This window comes from Parvularcula mediterranea (assembly GCF_013085255.1).
Lineage (GTDB): Bacteria > Pseudomonadota > Alphaproteobacteria > Caulobacterales > Parvularculaceae > Parvularcula > Parvularcula mediterranea.
Map to the genome: position 1 here is coordinate 1,384,564 of NZ_JABFCX010000002.1, position 21,407 is coordinate 1,405,970.

Consider the following 21,407-nt stretch of genomic DNA (forward strand, 5'->3'; position numbering starts at 1 on the left):
AGGAGGCATCATCATGGACGGCGCACAGGCAGTAGATCAGAACAAGGTTAACGAAGACGAGCCGGCCCCTGTCGAGGACAAGGTCAAGGCTAAGATCGAAGCCGCTGACAAGCGTGAAGAAGAGGCCGCCAAGAAGGCCCGCGAGGAAGCCGCCAAGCGCTCCCGCCGCCGCATCTGGGCGCGCTCCCGCTCGACCGTTTTCTCGAAGGTTGTCGAAGCCAAGAACAAGTTCGGCGCCAGCAAGATCGCGTTCTCCGAACCTGAAGGCCGCGAGATCAGCTATCAGGATGTCGTCCGCGGCGCTTTTGCGCTCGGCAACGCGTTCTCGAAGTTCACCAAGCGCGGCGAGAATGTCGGTGTGCTGCTCCCAACCAGCGCGGGCGGGATCATCACGATCCTCGGCCTTCACTGCGATGGCCGGGTCGCGGCAATGCTGAACTTCACCGCTGGGGAGAAGGCGCTGTTCAGCGCTCTCGAAACCGCCGACATCAAGCACATCATCACCTCATCAAAGTTCATCGAAATCGCGCAGCTCGAGCCGCTCGTCGATGCGCTTTCGTCGAAGGCGCAGATCCATATTCTCGAGGACATCAAGGAAGGCCTCGGCGGTGGCGATAAAGCCCGCGCGGCCATCGGCGAGAAGCTGCCGTTCCTGGTCCGTCGCGGCGTCAAGCCTGACAGCCCGGCTGTCATCCTCTTTACGTCGGGTACGGAAGGTAAGCCCAAGGGCGTCGTCCTGACCCACGCCAACCTGGTCGCGAATGTCGAGCAGGTGATGAGCCACGTGCAGCTCGAGCCGGAGGACGTCTTCTTCAACCCGCTGCCGATCTTCCACTCCTATGGCCTGACCGGCGGCTCGCTCTTCCCGCTCATCGGCGGGCATAAGCAGGTGGCCTATCCGTCGCCGCTGCATGTCAAGATCATCCCGGAGATGATCAAGCGACACGAGGCGACGATCCTCTTCGGCACCGATACCTTCGTCACCCGCTATCTCAAGCAGGCGAAGCCCGGTGCGCTCTCGACCTTGCGCTACGCCGTGTGCGGGGCGGAGAAGGTGCGCGACGAGACCCGCAACCTTGCGCGCCGCAAGTTCGGTTTCTCCGTCCTTGAAGGCTATGGCGCCACCGAAGCTGCGCCGGTCGTCGCCGTGAACCAGCCGGGCGATATTCGTCCGGGTACGGTGGGCAAGGTTCTGCCGGGCATCGAAACCCGCATCGAGCCTGTTGAAGGCCTCTCAGGCGGCGGGCGTCTTTATGTCCGTGGTCCGAACATCATGGCGGGCTATCTCGACCCGGAAACCAAGGAAGTCATCCCGCCTGAAGGCGGCTGGCATGACACTGGCGACGTCGTCACCATCGATGGTGGCGGCTATGTTGCCATCCGTGGACGGATCAAACGCTTTGCCAAGATCTCAGGCGAGATGGTAAGTCTCGCCGTCGTCGAGAACTGCGCATCGGTCGTCTGGCCAGACGCGGTCCACGCTGCGGTCATCATGCCTGACCCCAAGAAGGGCGAGCAGATCATTCTTCTCACGGAGGAAGAGGACCCGAACCGTTCGGAACTCCTCTCCTGGGCGCAGACCCACGGCGTGCCGGAGCTGGCGGTGCCGAAGAAGGTCCTCCACGTCGAAGACATCCCGGTCCTCGGAACCGGCAAGGTCGACTACGTCACGCTTCAGCGCAAAGCCGAAGAGCTGATCGCAGAGGCCGAAGAGCACCAGAAACAGGCAGCCGAGTAGGGCGCCTGACAGACCGGCCGGGCGATCAGTCGACCGGCCGGATCAGGATCGTGGCGATCAGCCCGATCACCCCGATGATCATCCAGAGCGGTAGGTCCAGGAAAAGCTGGAAGAAACCCATCACGCCTTCGCTGCGCATGGGGTCGATGGCGACCCCTGGCAGGAGGTTCAGGATCTCGCGGGCGGTCCGGATAACAGGCTGCCCAGCCTCGAGCGACGAGATGAAATCAGCGCCGATCAACGCAATGGCCAGCGCCACGGCAATCCAGGCCACCATCCGCAAGGTTTTCATAGCAAAATCCTTCCCGCCGAAAGCTTGGCTAGCTTGACCGAGAACGCTTGCCAATGCCCTACCACCGGGGCTAAGCGCGCCGTTCGACGGACAGGTGGCCGAGTGGTCGAAGGCGCACGCCTGGAACGCGTGTAGGCGGGCAACCGTCTCGAGGGTTCGAATCCCTCTCTGTCCGCCATTTTCTCTCGTTTTTTTGCGTCATAGCGATGCTCTCGCGGCGCATCCGTCGTGTGCGGCGTGGACTGCGGGCCTCGTGGCACGCCGGTGGTGTGCACCGGACCGGAGAGCGGGGTTTCTTGCGTTCGCGAGGCCGTAGCAGACCCGTTCTCTCTGTTCGCCGTTTCCGCGGTCCGGACTCAAGGGCGGGCGAAGCTGGCGGACATCGATTGGCATCCGTGTGGCTTTGATCGAGCACCGTCAGCTCAAAGACTACACCCGAGCGCGGCTACGGTCGTAAGTCTCGAGGGTCGCTGCCGACGCTTCCGGTCAGGGGGCAGTTTCGACGCGCAAAGCCGAGCACTTCTTCCTGCTCTCGCCAAGCTCGTCGCTTATCGGTGACGGTTCGAGATTGATCCATTGGCCTCTCCTGGAGACCGAAGTGCGAGAAGAAGGCCGGGAGCGATGTGATCCGGTAGAGCAAAACGCGACGATCAGGGAGCGCAGGCTTCCGCCAGCGGCGCGATCGCGCTTGGAGCGGATGCAACCGCTTCCCATGCCAACGCTGTCGCGATCGGCGTCAATGCGGAAACATCGGCTGATAACCAGATTGCGCTTGGTACTGATCAGTCGACTCTCACGGTCTCCGGTCTGGTCTCGAATACAAGCCGTGCACGCCAGCAGGGCGGTCTCGAACTCCTGACGACGGATTCGCGCGGCAATGTTGCTTCAGACGGTGGCGCAACTCAGGGGCAGATCAGCAGCAACTCCACGAACATCAGCGCGAATGCCGCAGCAATCTCGCAGAACAGCCTCGCTATTGCCGATTGGGATGCGCGCATTCAGGAATTCGAGAATTCGTTGACCGCGCTCAGCGGTGAGGTTGCTCTCAACCAGGAGCAAATCCTTGAGCTCAATGACGCCGTCGCGATTTCCATGGCGATGTCGGGCAGCACCTGGCTGCAGCAGAACGAGAAGTTCGCCGTCAGTGCCAACTGGGGCACCTTCGGCGGGTCCAACGGCATGGCGTTCAGCGCGGCCGGACGCATCAACAAAAAGACGAGCTTCAACGCGGCGCTGGGCGTCACCGACCGCACAGGACAGGTCGGCGCTCGAGCAGGCGTTCGGTTTGGTTGGTAGGCTGATTGACTGACAACTTCACCTGAAGAAACCGGGCTGATCCAGCGGGTGTTTTGATGCGCCGCGCGGGATCAGATGCCGCCGCCTAGGTCTCGCTGACGGCGTGGGCGTCCATGCGAGCACGCCATAGCTTCAAGACGTGTCACGCCATGGGGCACAAAGATCGAAGGCCTCGAAACCTTTGGCTCTTGGCCTGTTGATGCTGCCTATGCCATTTTGGCAGAGGAATGATCGGGTGGAGGTGCTCTCTAGTAGCGCAGTCTGTCGAACACTTCTCGCTCTGTATACGGTTGATGTGCTGCATCGCTTCGATCCTGCCGGCGGGCGCCATTCGCAGCAGCGCTGACATGACGAACTCTGAGAAAGCAGAGAACACTCCGCCGATCACCGCGCTCCAGAGCGCGAGGAAGAGGCAGAAACAGCGGGTCCAGTCATAGGTCATCGTTTCATTTCCTGAGATTGAGGCTGGTCGAGGTTGGGTGTGCGTAGCCTGGCCACGCAGGGGCGATGAAAGACCTGATGCCCGCCTTGTTCTTGACCGTGCCCGTCAGGGTTTTGACAGATCGCGACAAAGACCGTGCGTAGCGGAATCCACGAAGCCAGCGTGGGTCAAGAGTCAAGGGAATGCTCTGGCCTGAGTGCCTATCAACCTTGGTCAGATGGCTTTCCTGCCACCCGAAACTCGGCCAGCCCGCCTCTGTAGGGCCGTGAAACGAGGCGCACGGGCACGTTCCCTGCGCCAATAACGGGAATCACAGCGCTGGGCCCTTTCGTGGTTTGTCCCTTGAGGAGCGGGCGCCTACGCTTGTCGTCAAAATGAGTTCGTACCTTTGAGGGGATTTCCGAATGACAAGACGCGACCGAGGCAGCGCACTGCCTATTCTCATGGGCCTTCTTGCGAGCACCGCGCTCTCGTCCGCATGCGCCGACGATCATGCGGCGAAATCCGAGGAACAGGAGAAGGAAGCGCCGCTCTCCCTCGAAGGGAAGACAGAGAAGCTGAACTTCAACGTCGAGGAGGGGACGTGGCTGTCCCTGACCCTGGGGCCTGACGACGGCCGGATCATCTTCGATCTCTTGGGCGACCTCTATCAGATCCCCAAAGGTGGAGGGGAGGCCGAGCGCTTCACGTCTGGCCTCGGGTTCGACAGCCAGCCTGCGCTCTCGCCCGATGGCACAACCCTGGCGTTCATCAGCGATCGCGAGGGCGAGGATGACCTGTGGGTTTCCGATGCCGATGGAGAGAACGCGCGCAAGATCAGCTCGGTCGGCAACGGACGCATCCTGTCGCCCGCCTGGAGTCCCGATGGGCAGTTCATTCTGGTCTCGGAGATCGGCAGCGAGCCGGGGCTGACCATGTACCATGTTGATGGAGGTAGCGGCGTTGCGCTGATGGCGCGTCCCGCCAGTGGGGGTGACGCCTATCCCGTGAACGGTGCCGGTGCAGCGTTCTCTCCCGATGGCCGGTACGTCTACTACGCATCCCCAACCGGCGGGTCCTATCCCGGCGCGCAGATCCATCGCCTCGACAGGCAGACGGGGGTCGAAGCACCGATCACGCAGCTTGAAGGTGGCGCGATGAGGCCGGTGGTCTCGCCCGATGGCGAGCACCTTGCCTACATCACCCGCGACGAAAGTGAGACGAGGCTCCGTGTGCGGAACCTCAGGACCGGCGCAGATCGGCAGATTATCAGCGGCCTCCAGCGCGATGCTCAGGAGCAGCGCCGCGCTCCTTCGCGGGACTACTATCCTTCCTACGCTTTCACAGCTGAGAGCGATGCCATCATCATCGGCCATGACGGAGCGTTCGCTGAGGTCGGTCTCGAAGACGGGTCCGTCGACGCGATCGCTTTTTCCGCGGAGATTGACCTCGATATCGGCCCAGACCTGACTGCACCCTACGCTGTCGATGAGGTACCTGTCCGGGCACGGATCATCCACGATCCGGTCTTATCGCCCGGCAAGGACAAGATCGCCGCGTCCATCCTCGGCGGTATCTACGTGACCGACGCGGAGGAGGGTGCCGAGCCTCGGAAGATCAGCCCCGACGATGTGATGGCCTTCGTGCCGACCTGGTCGCCTGACGGTCGGCATATCGCCTTCGTGACGTGGTCGGACATTGGCGGCGGCTACATCTGGCGGATGCCCGCCGATGGATCGGCCGAGCCGAGGCGGCTGACGGATCATGCAGCCTATTACACGGACCTCGACTGGTCGCCGGACGGCCAAACGCTTGTCGCGATGCGCGGCAATGAATGGACGCGCCACCGGACGTTCTCAGAGTTTGGCGGCCTCGACACGCCTATGGAGTTTATCAGCCTTCCCGCACAAGGCGGAGAGGTCACGGTCCTGCGGCCGGCCAGCGATGGTGAGCGCGACCCGCATTTCGGTGAGGCGAGCGACCGTGTCTTTGCCTATTCCGGTGAAGCGCTCTTCTCGATGACCCTCTCTGGCGCGGACATGATCGAGCACCTGACGGTCGATGGCCCCAAGCGCAGGCAGGGCGGTGATCCGAACTACGCCGAACAGATCCGTATACGTCCAAACGGTGAGTGGGCGGTCGCTTTGATGAACGGCCAGGTCTGGGTCGTTCCGGTCGCCAAGCTTGGCGCGACGATCCCGCAGATCTCCGTACGCGGCCCGTCTCTGCCCATCGCGAGGCTGACCGACATCGGGGCTGATTTCGTCGGCTGGAGCGATGATGGCAGCGACGTGGTCTGGGCCATCGGCTCGACCTTTTACCGCAGGCCTTTCGACGAGATTGCGTTTGCTCCGCCAGCTGAGGATGAGGGTGAAGAGGAAGCTTCGGACGAAAGCGCCGTGCCGGAAGAACACCCCTCAGTGCTCGCCCAGAAGTTGAGCGTCACGGTCCCCCGCAACGTGCCTGAAGGTGCGGTTCTCCTGTCCGGCGCAACCGTCATCACTATGGATGGCGACGACACCGAGGAGATGGCCGAAGGGATGCGCAATGCCGACATCCTGATCGTCGGTGATCGGATCGAAGCCATCGGACAGAAGGGATCTCTTGATGTTCCTGAGGATGCCGAGCGGATCGACTTGCGCGGCAAGTTCGTCATCCCGGGCCTCCTCGACACCCATGCCCACTGGGAGTTCCGCACGCAGGATGTGCTCGAGCCGCACAACTGGTCGCTCGCCGCGAACCTTGCCTATGGCGTGACAGCGGGCCTCGATGTCCAAACAGCGCACAAGGATTATTTCACCTACCGCGACTGGGTCGATGCGGGTGTGTCGGTTGGCCAGCGGGCGTTCATGACGGGTCCCGGCATCTTCGCGAACAATCAGTTCCAGTCTTATGAGCGGACCCATGCCTATCTTCGTCGGTATTCGGACCACTATGAGACGAAGAACATCAAGGCTTACCTCACGGGCAACCGGCAGCAGCGGCACTGGGTCGTCAGGGCGTCGCAGGACCTGGGCCTGATGCCGACCACTGAGGGTGGGGCGGACATGAAGATGGACATCACCCACGCGATCGACGGGATGCACGGCAATGAGCACAATCTGCCGATCACGCCGCTGCGCGAGGATGTGGTGAAGCTCTATGCCGAGACGAAGACGGCCTACACGGCAACGCTGCTGGTCCAGTACCAGGCGATCAGTGCACTGAACTGGTTCTTCACCAACGAGAACCCCCACGACGACGAGAAGCTTGCGAGGTTCTACCCGGAGAACCGCATCGACGAGCTGACACGGCGCAGGGGCACCTGGGCACGGGACGATGAATATGCGTTCAAGCAGGCCGCAGCCGATGTGGCGGCGATCCAGCGCGCGGGCGGGCTCGTCGGCATTGGCGGCCATGCCGAGCTTCAGGGGCTGGGCTTCCACTGGGAAATGCGCATCCACGAGATGGGCGGCATGACCCCGGAAGAGGTTCTGCGCGCAGCGACCATCGATGGCGCGACGATCATCGGTGTGGAGGGCGACCTCGGTTCGATTGAAGAGGGCAAGCTGGCAGACCTCGTGGTCCTCAACTCCGACCCCCGCAAGACGATCGAGAACGCAGCCGACATCCACTACGTCATGAAGGGTGGCGAGCTCTACGATGACGAGACCCTGACCCGGGTCTGGCCTTCGGAGAAGAAGCTTGAGCCGTTCTGGTGGACGGACTCGCCGGACTGATCCGGCGAGTGTTTGGGACTGCTAGCCCATGCCGACGACGATGACCGCCGCTGCGTAGGCCAGCGGCGTGACGATGATCGTCCGCAGGATGAAGATTGCCGTCATTTCGAGGAACGACAGCGGGATCGGCGAGCGCAGGATCAGGACGCCGAGCTCGGACAGGTAGATGAGCTGGCTGACCGACACGACGGCAATGAAGAACCTCGTGAAGGTCGACTCAGCCTCGGCTGTGATAATCGCTGGCAGGAACATGTCAGCATAGCCGATCAGCATGGCGGGCCCTGCGACTTCGGCGTTCTCCATGCCGACAAGGTTCATCACAAAGATGATCGGTGCCGCGATGATCTCGAAAACTGGCGTCTGGGTCGCGACGTAGAGCGCGGCCACGCCGATGAAGACGACGCTTGGAAGGAGGCCGAGCCAGATGTCGAGGACGTTCATGGTCGACTTCTTGAGAAGCGCCGCCGGCCCCGGCGCAGACCCTGCTTTCAGCAATGCCCTGCGCCAGCCTTCCTTGATGGCGGAGCCTTCGGGCGCAAGTTCGGCAGGCTTGTCCGAGCCGTTGGCGTAGACGTCCTTCTTCATCGAGAGCGGCGGAATGCGCGGCATGATGATGGCGCAGACGAACGCCGTGAACACCACCGCGAGGTAGAACGGCACGAACACGTCCGCGACTTTCAGGAGCGATGCAACGGCATAGCAGAAGGCCGTCGAGACGATCGAAAAGTTCGTCGCCACGATCGCAGCTTCACGGGCCGTGTAGAAATTGTTCTCATATTGCTTGAGGGTGATCAGCACACCGACCGTACCTGAGCCGAGGAACGACGCCACCGCGTCGATTGCTGCCCTACCGGGCACTTTGAAGAGACGCTGGAAGGCCGATTGCAGGAACGCCCCCACGAACTCCATCAGGCCAAACTCCGTGAGGAGAGGCAGGAGGAAGCCAGAGAAGAGGAAGATGATGAGGATGACCGGCGCCAACTCACCCAGCACCACGCCGCCAACATCGACGGAATAGATCCACTCTGGCCCCAGCTTCCAATAGATCATCGAAATCGCGACCGCGCCGAGGATGCGGATAATGAACCAGGGGAGGGGCGGGCCGAGCAACTCCGCCATCGCGCCGCTCGTCTGCTTGCCGATGTTTGCCAGCTTGTAGAGCGTGCTGAGGATGGCAGATGCCAGCACGATCCCGACAATCAGCTCATCGAGGATCGGCTTGAGGAACGCCGTCGTGCCATCGGAGAGGACGGCGAGAGGGATCTTCCAGACCCCGCCATCCTGAACCGGCGTCAGGAAGAGAAACGCGCCGATGAGGCTCGCGACGATGAAAAGCAGGGGCTTCCGCGCGCCGCTCTCAGGTTGGACAGGGGTGCTGCCCGTCTGTTCGTTCTGTTGATGATCCATTGTGCGCCCGCTGCCTGACGTGCGAGGTTGCGAGCGTCGCAGGCCCGTTTCAAGCAGTTTCTCCCGCTCGCCTGCACCCGGAGCATCAGATGAAGAAGACCCCGCCCCCTGCGAGCGACGCAATTGTCAGCCTTGAGCCCTACACGTCGGCGCGCATGCTGAACGCACTGTCGCCGGACGGTGTCTACCTCGATGCGAATGAAGCGCCGCGGTCTTTCGGCTTTCCTCCGGTCGATCTTGGCGACATTCGTCACTATGCCGACGACAAGGCTTCGCTTGAGGAAGCCTATGCCTCTTACGCAGGCCGCAAGCCCGATGACGTGCTTGGAATGCGGGGCGTGGACGAGGCCGTGGACCTCGTCATCCGGGCCTTCTGCGAGCCGAAGGAAGACAGCATCCTGACCTTCACGCCGACCTATGGCGGCTACGCAGCGGCTGCCGCGGCTCACCGAGTCGAGCTTCAGAAGATGCCGTTTGGCAAGGACTCAAGCTTCGACGTCGAGACTGCCGCAAGATCCGGCGCGCGGGTCATCTTCCTCTGCAGGCCGAACAATCCCACGGGCTCGGTCGCTTCGCTTGCGGATGTGCAAGCGCTTGCCGAAGCGGTGCCCGACAGGACCGTGGTGGCGGTGGACGAGGCCTATATCGAGTTCACGGAAGAGGCGTCCGCGCTGACGCTCCTCGACCGCTATCCGAACATCATCATCATGCGGACCATGTCGAAAGCGTTCGGGCTTGCAGGCGCGCATGTCGGCTTCACGATCGCGCATCCTGACGTGACCGACGCGATGAAGAAGATCATCAACCCCTATCCGCTTCCCGATCCCTGCATCCAGCTGGCGATGGCCTCGCTCGGCAGCGAAGGGCTGGCCTTCCTGAAAGAAGCCGTCGGCTCCATCAGGCAGACCCGGGACAGCTTCTCGGCGAAGCTCGAGAAGCACTCCCGATGCCTCGAACTCCTCCCCTCGGAGACCAGCTTCCTTGCGGGCCGATTCGAGGATGCGCAGGGGATCTACGAGCGTCTGCGCGCGGAGAAGATTTTCATCCGGCCCCTCGCGCCAATGTATGGCGAGGGTGGCTGGCTGCGTTTCACGATAGGAACCACCGAAGAAATGGATCGGATCGCCGCCATCCTCGGCCTCTAGAGCGCTTCCAGCAAAAGTGGAGCCCGGTTTCGCGGCACGGAAGCGCGACCGGAGACAAATACAGGCGTAACGCGCCACAATGTCGTGTGATCCCGCGTTGCAGCAGACGATTCGGCTGTCTACGCTGGCGTTTCACGCTAGGAAGGCTCGCGTGAGAGCCCTGCGTTGAGGCGGCCCTATTCCCGAGGCTGCCCGCAGGCATCAGGGACAAGAGGCGCCGTTGGACAGGCTGAAAAATCTCGGCACGCTGAAGCTATCAGCCATTGCGGCAGTTGCGCTGGCGCTCGTTGGGCTTGTGACGCTCATCGCTATCGGCGGGGCATCAGCAAAGCGCGGGGCACCCGGCGAGACGATGGCCACGATGGCTTTCGATCAGGCGCTGGCGGAACGTGGGGCCTATCTCGCGACGGCTGCCAATTGCGTCAGTTGCCACACCGCGCCGGGTGGGGAGGCCTTCGCAGGTGGGCTGAGTTTCGAGACGCCCTTCGGTCTCGTCTACTCAACCAACATCACGCCGGACGAGGCGACCGGCATCGGCAGCTGGACCTATGAGGCTTTCGAGCGGTCGATGCGCAAGGGCATCGGCGATGGCGGCGAACATCTCTATCCTGTCTTTCCGTACACGTCTTTCGCGAAGATCACGCCTGAGGATATGAAGGCGCTCTTCGCCTACTTCCAAAGCCTCGACCCGGTCGAGAGCCGTCCGCTTTCGAACGACATGCAGTTCCCCTTCGACCAGCGCTGGATGCTCGGCGGTTGGAAGCTCCTTTTCATGGAGGGCGGCACCTATGAACCTGATATGGCGCAGACGGAGAAATGGAACCGCGGAGCCTACCTGACCCAGGCGCTGGCCCACTGCGCAGCCTGCCACTCACCGCGCAACAGCTTCGGCGCGAAGAAGGCGGGGCAGGAGCTCTCCGGCGGCATCTACATGGACAAGGTGCCGAGCGGCGATAACAGGAAATGGTCCGCGCCCAACCTGACTTCGGCGCAAAGCGGCATCGGTCATTGGACGGCGGAGGAGCTGGTCGCCTATCTGAAGGTCGGCAAGAACACCCACGCCGCCATGTTTGGGCCAATGAACGAGGTGATCGGGAACAGCACTCGGTACCTGACGACTACGGACCTTGAAGCGATGGCGACCTATTTCAAGAGCCTGCCGCCCGTCGCGGCGGCTGCGCGGGCGCAGCAGGCCTCTGCAGACAAGCTCGGACGTGGGCAGACGATCTATAACATCCACTGCGGTACCTGCCATATGCCAACAGGGCTCGGCGCGCCAGAGACGGGCGCGACCCTGGCCGGAAGCCCGATCGTGCAGGCGGAGGATCCGGCCTCGCTCCTCAACGTCATCATCTATGGGCCTGAGCTACCCGATCCCTGGCCGCCGATCGGTGACTGGGGCCAGATGCCGTCCTTCAACGACACGCTGAAGGACGACGAGATCGCAGCCCTCGCGAGCTATATGCGGCAGGAGTGGGGGCATCAGGCAGGCGAGGTCACCATCGAACATGTCGAGGTCCAACGGCCGCCTTATGATACGGACTTCCAGGGGCTAACCGAATGATGGTCTTCATGCGGATGATTGGAGCCCTTTTGCTTGTCGCGGCTCTTGCAGCCTGTGGTAGCGAGAAAGCTGCCGAAGCCTTCTTCGAGCCCGAGAATGCGGCCTCCGACATGCGCGCGCGCCTGATGACAGGCGAACAGTACACGGCCGCCGTGGCCTATGTTTTCGGCGAGGATGTCGCCGCCTCCGTCGTCGCGCCCATGCCGCCTACGGCGCGGATCGGCGGCCTCACCGCGTCGGGCGCTGCAGGTGTCGGCGTCTCTCCGGACCAGCTCCAGCAGGTGCAGATCTCCGCTGCGCTCATCGCTGCGAAGGTCGTGGACGAGGAGCACCGCACTTACTTGATCCCCTGCGAGCCGGAAAATCCGTATGCCTCCGATGATGAGTGCGCGCGGGCGTTTCTCTCCTCAGCCGGAAGGCTCTGGTTCCGCCGCCCACTAAGCGAAACATCTCTCGACCGATATGTGGAGGCCGCCGCCTATGGCGCGGACATGCTCGAAGACTTCTATGACGGGCTCGCGCTGGCGCTCGAAGGTATGCTGGCGAGCCCTGAGGCGCTCTACATCATCGACGGCGCGGATGTCGGTCTCGGCGAGGCGGAGATCGTTCCGCTTGACGCCTACTCCCTCGCTTCCAGGCTCAGCTTTTTCCTATGGAACGCACCGCCTGATGACGGTCTGCTGAACGCCGCGCAAAGCGGTGCCTTGAGCGACCCGGTGCAGCGGGCGGCCATTGTTGACCGCATGATCGAAAGCCCAAGGCTTGAAGAGGGCATGCGCGCCTTCTTCGATGACATGCTGCACTTCGACGAATTCGACACGCTGGCGAAGGACCCCTCCGTCTACCCCGCATTGACCGGGCAGACGCTCGCCGATGCGCGCGAGCAGACCTTGAGGACCATCATGCACGAGCTGATCGTGGAGGAGGGCGACTATCGCGATCTCTTCACGACGCGAGACACGTTCATGTCCCTCGACCTCGCGCCCGTCTACGGAACGCCTGCGAAGAAGGGGTGGCATCCCCACACTTTCCCTGAAGACGGCCTGCGCCGCGGCATCATCAGCCATGTGAGCTTCCTCGCGGCCCATGCCCACCCGGCGCGCAGCTCTGCGACGCTGAGGGGCAAGGAAATGCGCGACATCTTCCTCTGCCAGGTGGTTCCTGACCCGCCGCCGAATGTCGACTTCTCGAACCTTGAGGAGCCAGACCCCAGCATCAAGACCGCGCGCGGACGGCTGCGCATCCACAACGAGAACCCGTCCTGCGCTGGTTGCCACAAGCTGATGGACCCGGTCGGCCTCGCCATGGAAAATTTCGACGGTGGCGGGCAATTCCGCGAGACCGAAGACGGTGCCGAGCTCGACACGTCGGGCGATCTCGACGGCGTTACCTATACCGACATGCGCGGCCTCGCTGAGGCCCTGCGCAACCACCCCTCGCTGCCCGGCTGCTTCGTCGAGCGTCTCTACGCCTACGCCACAGGCGGGCCTATGGGAGGGCGCAGGGATTGGCCAGTCACGGAATATCTGGAGGCGGAGTTTACCGACAGCGACTACCGCCTCAAGGCTCTCCTGAAGACGATCGCCATGAGCGACGCCTTCTCCCGCGTGCGTAATCCGGTGAAACCCGCGGATGCCGTAGTCGCATCCCTGGCAGATTAGGATCGAGGTCAGCCATGCATAGACGACAGGTTCTGAGGGGCATGATGGGCGGCGGCGCCATCAGCGTCGGCCTCCCCGTCCTTGAATGCTTCCTCAACGACACGGGCTCCGCCTACGCCAACGGCGCACCCTTGCCTATGCGGTTCGGCAACTGGACCTGGGGCCTCGGCATGAATGCTGGCGCCTTTGTGCCGAAGAAGACAGGCAAGGATTTTGATCTCCCGCCGGAGATCGAGATGCTGGCGCCCATTCAGAAGCATATCAATCTGTTCACGAACTTTGATGTCTTCAAGGATGCTGCACCCAATATTTGCCACCACACGGGCTGGGTTATCCTGCGTTCCGGCGAAGCGCCGCAGACGAGGGCAACGCTCCCCGGCGAGACGATCGACGTCACCATCTCCAAGAAGATCGGCGGCAGGACGAGGTTTAACAACCTCGTCGCCAACGCCACCGGCGATGTCCGCGACAGCTTCAGCTACGCCAACGGCAGCACGGTGAACCCGCCGCTCTACTCGCCCACGCGGCTCTACCAGACCCTCTTCGGTGAAGGCTTTCAGGATCCCAATGCGCCGACCTTTGAGCCTGACCCCCGGGTGATGGTGCGCAAGTCGGTGCTGTCTGCCGTGATGGATGACACCAAATCGCTGATGGGCAAGGTGGGTGCCGAGGATAAGCGCCGCCTCGACCAATACTTCACTGGCCTGCGCGATCTCGAACGGCGCCTCGACCTTCAGATGACGAAGCCTGAGCCGATCGCAGCCTGCTCCGTACCCGGAGAGCCTGAGGACCTGCCTACGGGTCTCGACGCCGACCTCGTGTCCAAGCGCCATCGGATCATGACAGACCTGATGCTGACGGCCGTGGCCTGCGATCAGGTCCGGGTCTTCAACATGTTCTACGCGGCGGCATTCTCGGCCACCGTGCGGCCCGGCTACGACAAGCCGCACCACACCGCGACCCATGAGGAGCCGGTGGATGAGGGCCTAGGCTTCCAGCCCAACGTTTCCTGGTTCACCAAGCGCGCGATGGAGGAGTGGCTCTACTTCGTGCAGGCGATGGAGAAGATTCCCGAAGGCGACGGGACAATGCTCGACAATGTCCTCGTCTATGCGTCTACGGACCAATCCTTCGCCAAGCTCCACGCCATCGATGGCATTCCGATGTTCACCGCGGGCAGTGCACAAGGGCAGGTGAAGACCGGCCTTCACATCGACGGCGGCGGTACGCAAGGTACGCGGCTCGGCTACACCTGCATGAAGGTCTTCGGCCTCGAGAACCAAAGCTGGGGCACCCAGAGCAACAACACGTCGAAGGAAATCGGGGAGATCATCGCTTGATCCTCCGCTCCTTCATCGCGAGCCTTCTGGTGCTGCTCGCCTCCGCGTCGGCGCAGGATGTCTTTGATCTTTACAAGGATGAACCGCGCCCCGAAGGCATCTCTGTGCGGATGACGGAGCTTGAAGGCGCCGTCTTCACCGACGAAGCCGGACATACACTCTACACCTGGCCGCAGCATCTCCTGCGCAACGGCTATTCCGGAGAACAAAAGGGCCGCATTGAGTGCTATGATATCGTGCGTACCAAGACGGCTGGCCTGATGAGCCCTTATCCGCCGGGGGTCCTCCTGCCAGAGCTCGATACAAGGCCATCCTGTACCGATCTGTGGCGACCGGTCCTGGTGCTGGAAGGCGCTGAGCCCATAGGAAAGTGGTCCATCGTCGAAGGTCAGGACGGGCGGCGTCAGTGGGCCTATGACGAGCAGCCGGTCTACACCTCGCACCTCGATCAGGAACCCGGCGATACGACCGGTGGAACGAAAAGGCGCTATGGCGGCGAGGGCGCCGCGGCGCGCAATCCGATTGGGCCACCGCCGAGGGTGCCGCCAGCGTTCCGTGTCATGACAACCGCCCACGGCGGGCTCGTGATGACGAGGGACGCTCGTTCCGTCTACATCCTGAACGGGGAGTCCGAGGGACAGATCCGCTGCACCGGCGATTGCCTCGATAGCTGGCAGCCCCTCACAGCTCCTGCGCTCGCGCGGGGCGATGGTCTCTTCAGCCTGGTCGAGCGCAGTCCTGGCGTTCGCCAGTGGGCCTTTCGCGGTCAGCCGCTCTACACCTACAGCCTTGATAGCGGTGAAGACTGGATGGTCGGAAGCGACGTGTCCGGATGGTCCAACGTCTATCTCTGGGAGACGCCAGAGCCTCCGGAGGAATTCACGGCACAAGATACAATCGCAGGGCAGGTGCTGGCGGACGCTCAGGGCCGGACGATCTACCTCTACAGCTGCGGCGACGACTCCATCGACCAGCTTGGCTGCGATCACCCGACTGATCCGCAGGTCTACCGCCTCGCGATCTGCGGGCGCGGCGATCCCGAGGTGTGCCAAGAGAACTGGCACTATGTTCCGGCTAAAGATGATGCGGAAAGCGGGAGCCGTGCCTGGCGCGCGGTCTGGATCGACCCAATGACGGGGCGCTTCTCGGATGCGGGGGTGGAAGGTGCGATGCGCGTCTGGGCCTACCGCGACCGGCCTGTCTACACCTACTTCCTCGACGAGAAACCTGGCGATGTGCGCGGTGATGCGACGGGCGAGTGGCGGGGAGGGCGCAACGGTCTCAAGGCCTACTGGATCCGCAATGCCTACTTCAGGGGGCAGTGATAATGCGTAGACTGATCTTATCTACTGCAACCGCTGGCCTTCTGACTGCCCCGGCTTCGGCTGAGCAAACTGCGCTCAGGAACGGCGAGATCGGATACGTTCTGACCTCGCTCTACTGGTCGATCTACCAGAGCGACGACAACAGCCGCGATTGTCCCAACGGCTTCAACTCAGGCCCACGCCAGCAATATGAGGCGCTCTTTCCCTCGGATGGACCGGCGCCGAGCATCGTCGATGCCCGCCTCGACCTTGAAGGTCAAACCTGGAACCCCGAGCCCGGTGATGACGGCTTTCCTTTTTACGAACCGCAAGGCGGCATCGCGCGAGGCTTTGATCTCGATGGTCAGGCTACCGAGGAAGACTACAGAAGCCCTGAAGGCGAGCCGGGCATCGACAACCAGCTCTTCCGTACCGTTGGCTGCATCATCGGCTTTCGCGGGCCCGACGGCGTTGAGTTCATTTTCGAGAACAAGGCCATCAAGGATGAGCGCTACAACCGCCTGATGCTCCATCTCGAAGACGTCGACAGCCTTGAGAACGACCCTGAAGTCACGGTCACCGTCTACCGCGGCCTGGACCGGCTCCTCACCGATGCATCTGGCGAAAGGGTCGTGCCCGGAGGGTCCCAGCGGGTCGACCTACGCTGGGGGAAGAGCCTGATCCGTGAGCTTGATGGCAAGATCGAGGACGGTGTTCTCACGACGGAACCGATCGAAGATCTCATCATCCCTTGGATGAACCTCAGTGTACCGTCATTCCAGCAGATCAAGGAGATGAGGCTCGAACTGGCGCTCAACGAGACCGGCGCGAAGGGCATGATTGGCGGATATGCCGATGTCGAGACCTGGTACCGCCAGCTTATGCGGAATGACTCGACCCACCATCTCAGCAATGGCGATATCTCTGCGATCTCGCTCTACAAGCAGCTTCGCCGGACGGCCGACGGGCATCCTCATCCTGAAACCGGTGCCATGACCTCGATCTCCACAGCGCTTGATGCCGAGTTCGTACAGGTCTTCATCAATGCCCCCGACGAGACGAAAGTCAGCAGCAGGACGAACGGCGAAAGCCCCAGCGAAAGCGAATAACTATGCGACCCATCCGCCATCTCACGACGAGCCTCGCGCTCGCCCTCATTGCGGGTTCGGCCTGCGCTCAGCAAGCGCAAGACGGCGACCGCGAAGCCCGTCTCAAGGCAGCGCTTGAGGCGCCCCGGCCTATCGAGGCTGTCTCATCCCCTTGGATTGAGGACCTCACCTGGATGGAAGTCCGCGACGCCATCGCAGACGGCGCGACGACGGCGATCATCCCCACCGGCGGGATCGAGCAGAACGGCCCCTACCTCACCACGGGCAAGCATAACGTGATCCTTGAAGGCGTCTGTCCAGCGCTGGTACAGGAGCTCGGTGATGCGCTCTGTGCACCAATCGTCGGCTTCGTCCCGGAAGGATCGATCGAGCCGCCAAGCGGCATGATGCACTTCCCAGGAACGATCAGTGTGCGTGAGGAAACCTTCGTCGCACTGATCAGTGACATCGCGTCAAGCCTCCGCCAGCATGGCTTCGAGACCATCGTCCTTTTGGGCGACAGCGGCGGGAACCAGTCCGGCCTCAAGACAGCTGCCGACACGCTGAACGCTCAATGGGAAGAGGGCACCGGGCGGGCGCTTTACCTCGAAGCCTTCTATGAGCCCGGTTGGACGGACACGGAGAAATACACCGCGGAGGTCCTGGGCGTCAGCGAGGGCGAACGCGAAGGGCTCCATGACGACATCTGGGTGACCGCCATGATGATGGCGACTGATCCTGAAACCGTCCGGCATGCGCAGCGGCTGGAAAAAGGTCTCGCATCGATCAACGGCGTCGATATCTCCGATAAAGAGGCCACAGCGGAGCTGGGCCGCAAGATGATCGCCTTCCGCGCAAGCCATGCCGCGAAGGCCATCCGGGCTGCGCTCGCAGAAGAGTAAGTACTGTCCCGCATACGCCCTTGGTAGGACTTGAGCGGCCTTCCGGCGTCGTCCATCTTGGCATGAGACGGCCGGCGCACCTTTGCGCCAAGGCGGGTAGGAATTGAGTGAGACCACGATCCTGCGCGGCGATCTGCTCGATCGCCTGAGAGGGCAGCTCGACGAGGCACGGGAGCTTCGCGATGAAGCGCGGGCGTTCTCGAAGCGCCAGCTCCTGCCTGGCTCCACCGGCCTCGTCCTCTCACAGCTGCCTCGCGAAGTAACGCTTGCCGAGGCTGCTGCGCGGGTGGCTGATGCTTATAACCTCCTGCACGGCGGGCTCTTCAACCGGGTGGTCCATCGCGGCGGGACCGTGATCCTCCAGACCGATGACCGGACCTTCCCATTCTCTGTGACGGACGAGGAGACGGTGTTTTCAGTGATGGAAGAGACGCTCCTCTTCACCCATGGTCTCCTATGCCTTGTGACGGGCCGATTGGCGCGGGACGGGCTGGTCGGGATCCAGATCAGGCGGAAGCGTGGGCAGCCCTCTGTGCCGTTCCAGCGCCTCACGCGCGTAACGCAAGGCGGCGCGGTCTATGCCCTGCGCTATGACGCAGCGATGGCGCAGGAGGTGGCCCCGCGGCCAGCGCGAGAGGACCTGACCTTCGAAGCGGTCATTAGAAGTCAGATCGATATCCTCCGTTCGATCGAAGGCGATGCTGAGCAGTTCAGTGACATCGTGATGCGCACCATGCGCGAAGGAGTGGTCTCTCAAGCCGAGGTCGCCATGGCTCTCGACGTATCGCCAGCCACTCTGCGGCGGCGACTTGCCGAAGAGGGGACGAGCTTCCGAGAGGTCGCTGCAGACCTCATGATCGAACGAGCCGACGCCCTTCTCGCAACATCTCTGCCCCTCGCCGAGATTGGCGAGCGGCTCGGGTTCTCCGACGTGCGAAGCTTCAACCGCGCTTACCGCGCCCAGACGGGTGTGACGCCTGCGGCTGCTCGGCGGCTGACGGGTTGAGCAGAAATGTTCACTGACAGGTAGCGGACCTGTCGTTCCCAGCGAAATCGTTCCGTCCTAAGATGGAACTACAAATGAGAACATCCGCGAGGGAAAACAGGGCACTAGGGCCTCCTCGCGGGGGAGGGAAAACATGAAACAGCTTCTTCTCAGCTCGGCTGCGGCCAGCATCATTGCGTCGTCGTTCGCCGTCGCGACCCCGGCGTTCGCGCAGGAAACCGCAGCAGACGGAGAGATCCGCGACGAGATCACCGTGACAGCCCGCCGTCGCGGCGAGAGCCTTCAGGATGTCCCCCTCGCGGTGACGTCCATCAGCGGTGAGCAGCTCGAAAACCTCGGCGCTCCGGACATTACCTACGTCGCGCAGACAACCCCGAACGTAACCCTCGAGGTCTCCCGCGGCACGAATACGACGCTTACGGCGTTCATTCGCGGTGTCGGCCAGCAGGACCCGGTCGCAGGCTTTGAGAACGGCGTCGGCATCTATGTCGATGACGTCTACCTCAACCGTCCGCAGGGTGTCGTTCTCGACCTCTACAACGTCGAGCGTATCGAAGTGCTCCGTGGACCGCAGGGTACGCTCTACGGCCGTAATACGATCGGCGGCGCGGTGAAGTATGTCACCAAGCGCCTCGGCGACGAGCCTAGCCTCAAGCTTCGTGGCACGGTGGGTTCGTTCAACCAGCAGGACGTGCTGGTCAGCGCTGAACTCCCTGTCACCGACACCCTCCGCGTCGGCGGCACCATCGCAAGCTTCCAGCGCGACGGCTTTGGTGAGAACCTTACGACGGGTGCGGAAAACTACGACAAGGACATCACGGCTGCCCGGGCGACCGTCGAGTTCGAGCCGAACGAACGCCTCTTCGTGCGCCTCAGCGGTGACATCCTCGCGGACGATTCAAGCATCCGCGGTGGGTTCCGAGAGATCCCGAACCTCGCCGATCCGAGCATGCCGCGCATCAATGACCGGTTCGATACCGCCGGCGGCATCACCGGCCCGAATGAGCTTGATGCCTGGGGCGCTGCCCTGGTCGGCGAGTACAAGCTGACGGATCAGCTGACGATCAAGTCGATCACGTCGGTCCGTGAAGACGAAACGGTCACGCAGATCGACTTCGACGCTCTCCCGGCACCTGACCTTGACGTGCCTGCAATCTACGAGAACGAGCAGTTCACGCAGGAAGTTCAGCTCACCTACGAAGGTGACTATGTCAGCGGTGTAGGTGGTCTCTTCTACATCGACGCCAATGCGGTGACGAACTTCGACGTGCTGCTCGGCACGCTGATCCCAACGCTTCCGGGCTTCAACGCGAACACGTTCGGCGATGTCGACACAGAGAGCTGGGCTGTCTTTGGCGACTTCAGCTTCGACCTTGAAGAGATGTTCGGCCTGACCGGTTTCGAGCTTTCGCTTGGTGGTCGTTACACGGAGGATGAGCGCACCAGCCGCGTCTTGCGTCAGAGCTATCTCTCCGGCCGCACCCCTGCGCTCGGCGGTGATCCGAACGCGCAGATCCCGTTTGGTGCTCCGACCTCGGACTTCAATGGTTCGCAGACCTTCACCAATTTCGATCCGCGCGTCTCGCTTGCCTATGAGCTGAACAGCGATCACAATTTCTACGTGACCTACAGCCAGGGCTTCAAGGGCGGCGGCTTCGACCCCCGTGGCCAGACGACCGCAGCGCCTGACGTGAACGGCGACATGGTGGTGTCGCAGGACGAGATCTTCGATTTCATGCAGTTCGACCAGGAGACCGTGAATTCCTACGAAGCGGGCTGGAAGTCGCGCGTCCTCGATGGCCGTCTTTCGAACAACCTCGCCGTGTTCTTCGCTGACTACACGGACATCCAGATCCCCGGTTCGTTCGGCGGTCAGGATGCCAACGGCAACCAGACCTTTGTCGGCGTGACCACCAACGCAGGTGCCGCTGAGTTCTTCGGTGTCGAGCTCGAAGGCTCGATGCTCTGGAGCGACGATCTGACGGGCGTCGGCGATACCTTCTCGACGGCCTACAGCCTCGGCGTCATCGATGCTGAGTACACGGAGTTCGAAGCCCTCGTCGGCGGTCAGCCTACGGATGTCTCGGACCTCCGCGTCGTGCAGAACACGCCCGACACGACGGCCAGCCTGACGACCACCTACACCCGTCCGCTGAACGGCGGCACGCTGAGCATTCTCACCGTGACCTCCTACCGTTCCGAGGTGAACCAGTTCGAGATCCCGAACGCGTTCATCGATCAGGACGAGTATGCTCTCGTCGACGCCAGCCTCGTCTGGCAGCGCGAGGACGGGGGCCTGACTATTGGCCTCCACGGCAAGAACCTCCTGGACAAGGAATACCGCGTCGCGGGCTATAACTTCCTCGCCCAGAACCAGGACGGCAGCTTTATCGACCCGCTGACCTCGACCCTCGGCACGACCGGTGTGGCTACGTCGTTCTACGGCCCGCCGCGCCAGGTGTTTGCCACGGTCGAACTCAGCTTCTGATAGGCCTAGGCACTCTCCGGACGGCGACCTCCCTGC

14 protein-coding genes, 1 tRNA gene and 1 pseudogene are annotated in these 21,407 nt (G+C 62.4%); 14 read left to right on the forward strand and 2 right to left on the reverse strand.

All coding sequences use genetic code 11. The annotated features are described in order from the left end of the window. The first annotated feature begins 13 nt into the window (after positions 1–13). Positions 14–1,738: an AMP-binding protein gene (locus HK107_RS07355; RefSeq protein WP_173198116.1), complete on the forward strand. Its 1,725-nt coding sequence runs from the start codon at positions 14–16 to the stop codon at positions 1,736–1,738. A 25-nt stretch (positions 1,739–1,763) separates the two neighbouring features. On the opposite strand, the gene HK107_RS07360 is transcribed toward HK107_RS07355, so the two are convergent. Beyond that, entirely contained in the window at positions 1,764–2,030 is a 267-nt protein-coding gene (locus HK107_RS07360; RefSeq protein ID WP_173198118.1) for a hypothetical protein, read from the reverse strand. A gap of 88 nt (positions 2,031–2,118) precedes the next feature. Between HK107_RS07360 and HK107_RS07365 the strand changes: the two genes are divergently transcribed. From HK107_RS07365 to HK107_RS07380, 4 genes and pseudogenes are all read left to right on the forward strand, one after another. Then, positions 2,119–2,208: transfer RNA gene (locus HK107_RS07365), tRNA-Ser, on the forward strand. Positions 2,209–2,705: 497 nt separating this feature from the next. Then, positions 2,706–2,807, forward strand: a pseudogene (locus HK107_RS16080) (hypothetical protein); the annotation flags it as partial. 240 nt (positions 2,808–3,047) lie between these two features. Next, positions 3,048–3,326, forward strand: a complete 279-nt coding sequence (locus HK107_RS07375; RefSeq protein WP_173198120.1) for a YadA-like family protein — start codon at positions 3,048–3,050, stop codon at positions 3,324–3,326. A gap of 846 nt (positions 3,327–4,172) precedes the next feature. Then, complete coding sequence (locus HK107_RS07380; RefSeq protein WP_173198122.1) at positions 4,173–7,466, forward strand: amidohydrolase family protein; 3,294 nt, start codon at positions 4,173–4,175, stop codon at positions 7,464–7,466. Between the two features lie 21 nt (positions 7,467–7,487). Here the strand turns inward: HK107_RS07380 and HK107_RS07385 are convergent, their stop codons facing one another. Then, positions 7,488–8,873 carry a YjiH family protein gene (locus HK107_RS07385; RefSeq protein ID WP_173198124.1) on the reverse strand — a complete coding sequence of 462 codons (1,386 nt, stop codon included), beginning with the start codon at positions 8,871–8,873 and terminating at the stop codon, positions 7,488–7,490. An 89-nt stretch (positions 8,874–8,962) separates the two neighbouring features. Between HK107_RS07385 and HK107_RS07390 the strand changes: the two genes are divergently transcribed. The 9 genes from HK107_RS07390 to HK107_RS07430 all read left to right on the forward strand — a co-directional run bounded on the left by HK107_RS07390 (position 8,963) and on the right by HK107_RS07430 (position 21,371). Beyond that, positions 8,963–10,018: an aminotransferase class I/II-fold pyridoxal phosphate-dependent enzyme gene (locus HK107_RS07390; RefSeq protein WP_173198126.1), complete on the forward strand. Its 1,056-nt coding sequence runs from the start codon at positions 8,963–8,965 to the stop codon at positions 10,016–10,018. 220 nt (positions 10,019–10,238) lie between these two features. After that, positions 10,239–11,582, forward strand: a complete 1,344-nt coding sequence (locus HK107_RS07395; protein WP_198912324.1) for a cytochrome c — start codon at positions 10,239–10,241, stop codon at positions 11,580–11,582. After that, positions 11,579–13,243: a DUF1592 domain-containing protein gene (locus HK107_RS07400; RefSeq protein ID WP_173198128.1), complete on the forward strand. Its 1,665-nt coding sequence runs from the start codon at positions 11,579–11,581 to the stop codon at positions 13,241–13,243. The genes HK107_RS07395 and HK107_RS07400 overlap by 4 nt, the downstream gene beginning before the upstream one ends. Positions 13,244–13,257: 14 nt before the next feature. Next, positions 13,258–14,583, forward strand: a complete 1,326-nt coding sequence (locus HK107_RS07405; protein ID WP_173198130.1) for a DUF1552 domain-containing protein — start codon at positions 13,258–13,260, stop codon at positions 14,581–14,583. Beyond that, positions 14,580–15,908, forward strand: a complete 1,329-nt coding sequence (locus HK107_RS07410; protein ID WP_198912325.1) for a COG4315 family predicted lipoprotein — start codon at positions 14,580–14,582, stop codon at positions 15,906–15,908. Before HK107_RS07405 ends, HK107_RS07410 begins: the two co-directional genes overlap by 4 nt. Positions 15,909–15,910: 2 nt before the next feature. Continuing rightward, on the forward strand, positions 15,911–16,996 hold the full coding sequence (locus tag HK107_RS07415) for a hypothetical protein (protein ID WP_173198132.1): 1,086 nt from the start codon (positions 15,911–15,913) through the stop codon (positions 16,994–16,996). A 2-nt stretch (positions 16,997–16,998) separates the two neighbouring features. Beyond that, the gene (locus HK107_RS07420) at positions 16,999–17,877 is read left to right on the forward strand and encodes a creatininase family protein (RefSeq protein ID WP_173198134.1); all 879 of its coding nucleotides are present in this window, start codon (positions 16,999–17,001) and stop codon (positions 17,875–17,877) included. 103 nt (positions 17,878–17,980) lie between these two features. Continuing rightward, positions 17,981–18,883 (forward strand): helix-turn-helix transcriptional regulator, encoded by a 903-nt coding sequence (locus HK107_RS07425; RefSeq protein ID WP_173198136.1) that lies wholly within the window; start codon positions 17,981–17,983, stop codon positions 18,881–18,883. Between the two features lie 133 nt (positions 18,884–19,016). After that, positions 19,017–21,371 (forward strand): TonB-dependent receptor, encoded by a 2,355-nt coding sequence (locus tag HK107_RS07430; RefSeq protein WP_173198138.1) that lies wholly within the window; start codon positions 19,017–19,019, stop codon positions 21,369–21,371. Positions 21,372–21,407: the final 36 nt, after the last annotated feature.

Excerpts from the sequence above, each read along its gene's own strand:
- HK107_RS07355 (WP_173198116.1), top strand. The coding sequence starts at position 14 with ATGGACGGCGCACAGGCAGTAGATCAGAACAAGGTTAACGAAGACGAG.
- HK107_RS07360 (WP_173198118.1), bottom strand. The coding sequence starts at position 2,030 with ATGAAAACCTTGCGGATGGTGGCCTGGATTGCCGTGGCGCTGGCCATT.
- HK107_RS07380 (WP_173198122.1), top strand. The coding sequence starts at position 4,173 with ATGACAAGACGCGACCGAGGCAGCGCACTGCCTATTCTCATGGGCCTT.
- HK107_RS07385 (WP_173198124.1), bottom strand. The coding sequence starts at position 8,873 with ATGGATCATCAACAGAACGAACAGACGGGCAGCACCCCTGTCCAACCT.
- HK107_RS07390 (WP_173198126.1), top strand. The coding sequence starts at position 8,963 with ATGAAGAAGACCCCGCCCCCTGCGAGCGACGCAATTGTCAGCCTTGAG.
- HK107_RS07400 (WP_173198128.1), top strand. The coding sequence starts at position 11,579 with ATGATGGTCTTCATGCGGATGATTGGAGCCCTTTTGCTTGTCGCGGCT.
- HK107_RS07405 (WP_173198130.1), top strand. The coding sequence starts at position 13,258 with ATGCATAGACGACAGGTTCTGAGGGGCATGATGGGCGGCGGCGCCATC.
- HK107_RS07415 (WP_173198132.1), top strand. The coding sequence starts at position 15,911 with ATGCGTAGACTGATCTTATCTACTGCAACCGCTGGCCTTCTGACTGCC.
- HK107_RS07420 (WP_173198134.1), top strand. The coding sequence starts at position 16,999 with ATGCGACCCATCCGCCATCTCACGACGAGCCTCGCGCTCGCCCTCATT.
- HK107_RS07430 (WP_173198138.1), top strand. The coding sequence starts at position 19,017 with ATGAAACAGCTTCTTCTCAGCTCGGCTGCGGCCAGCATCATTGCGTCG.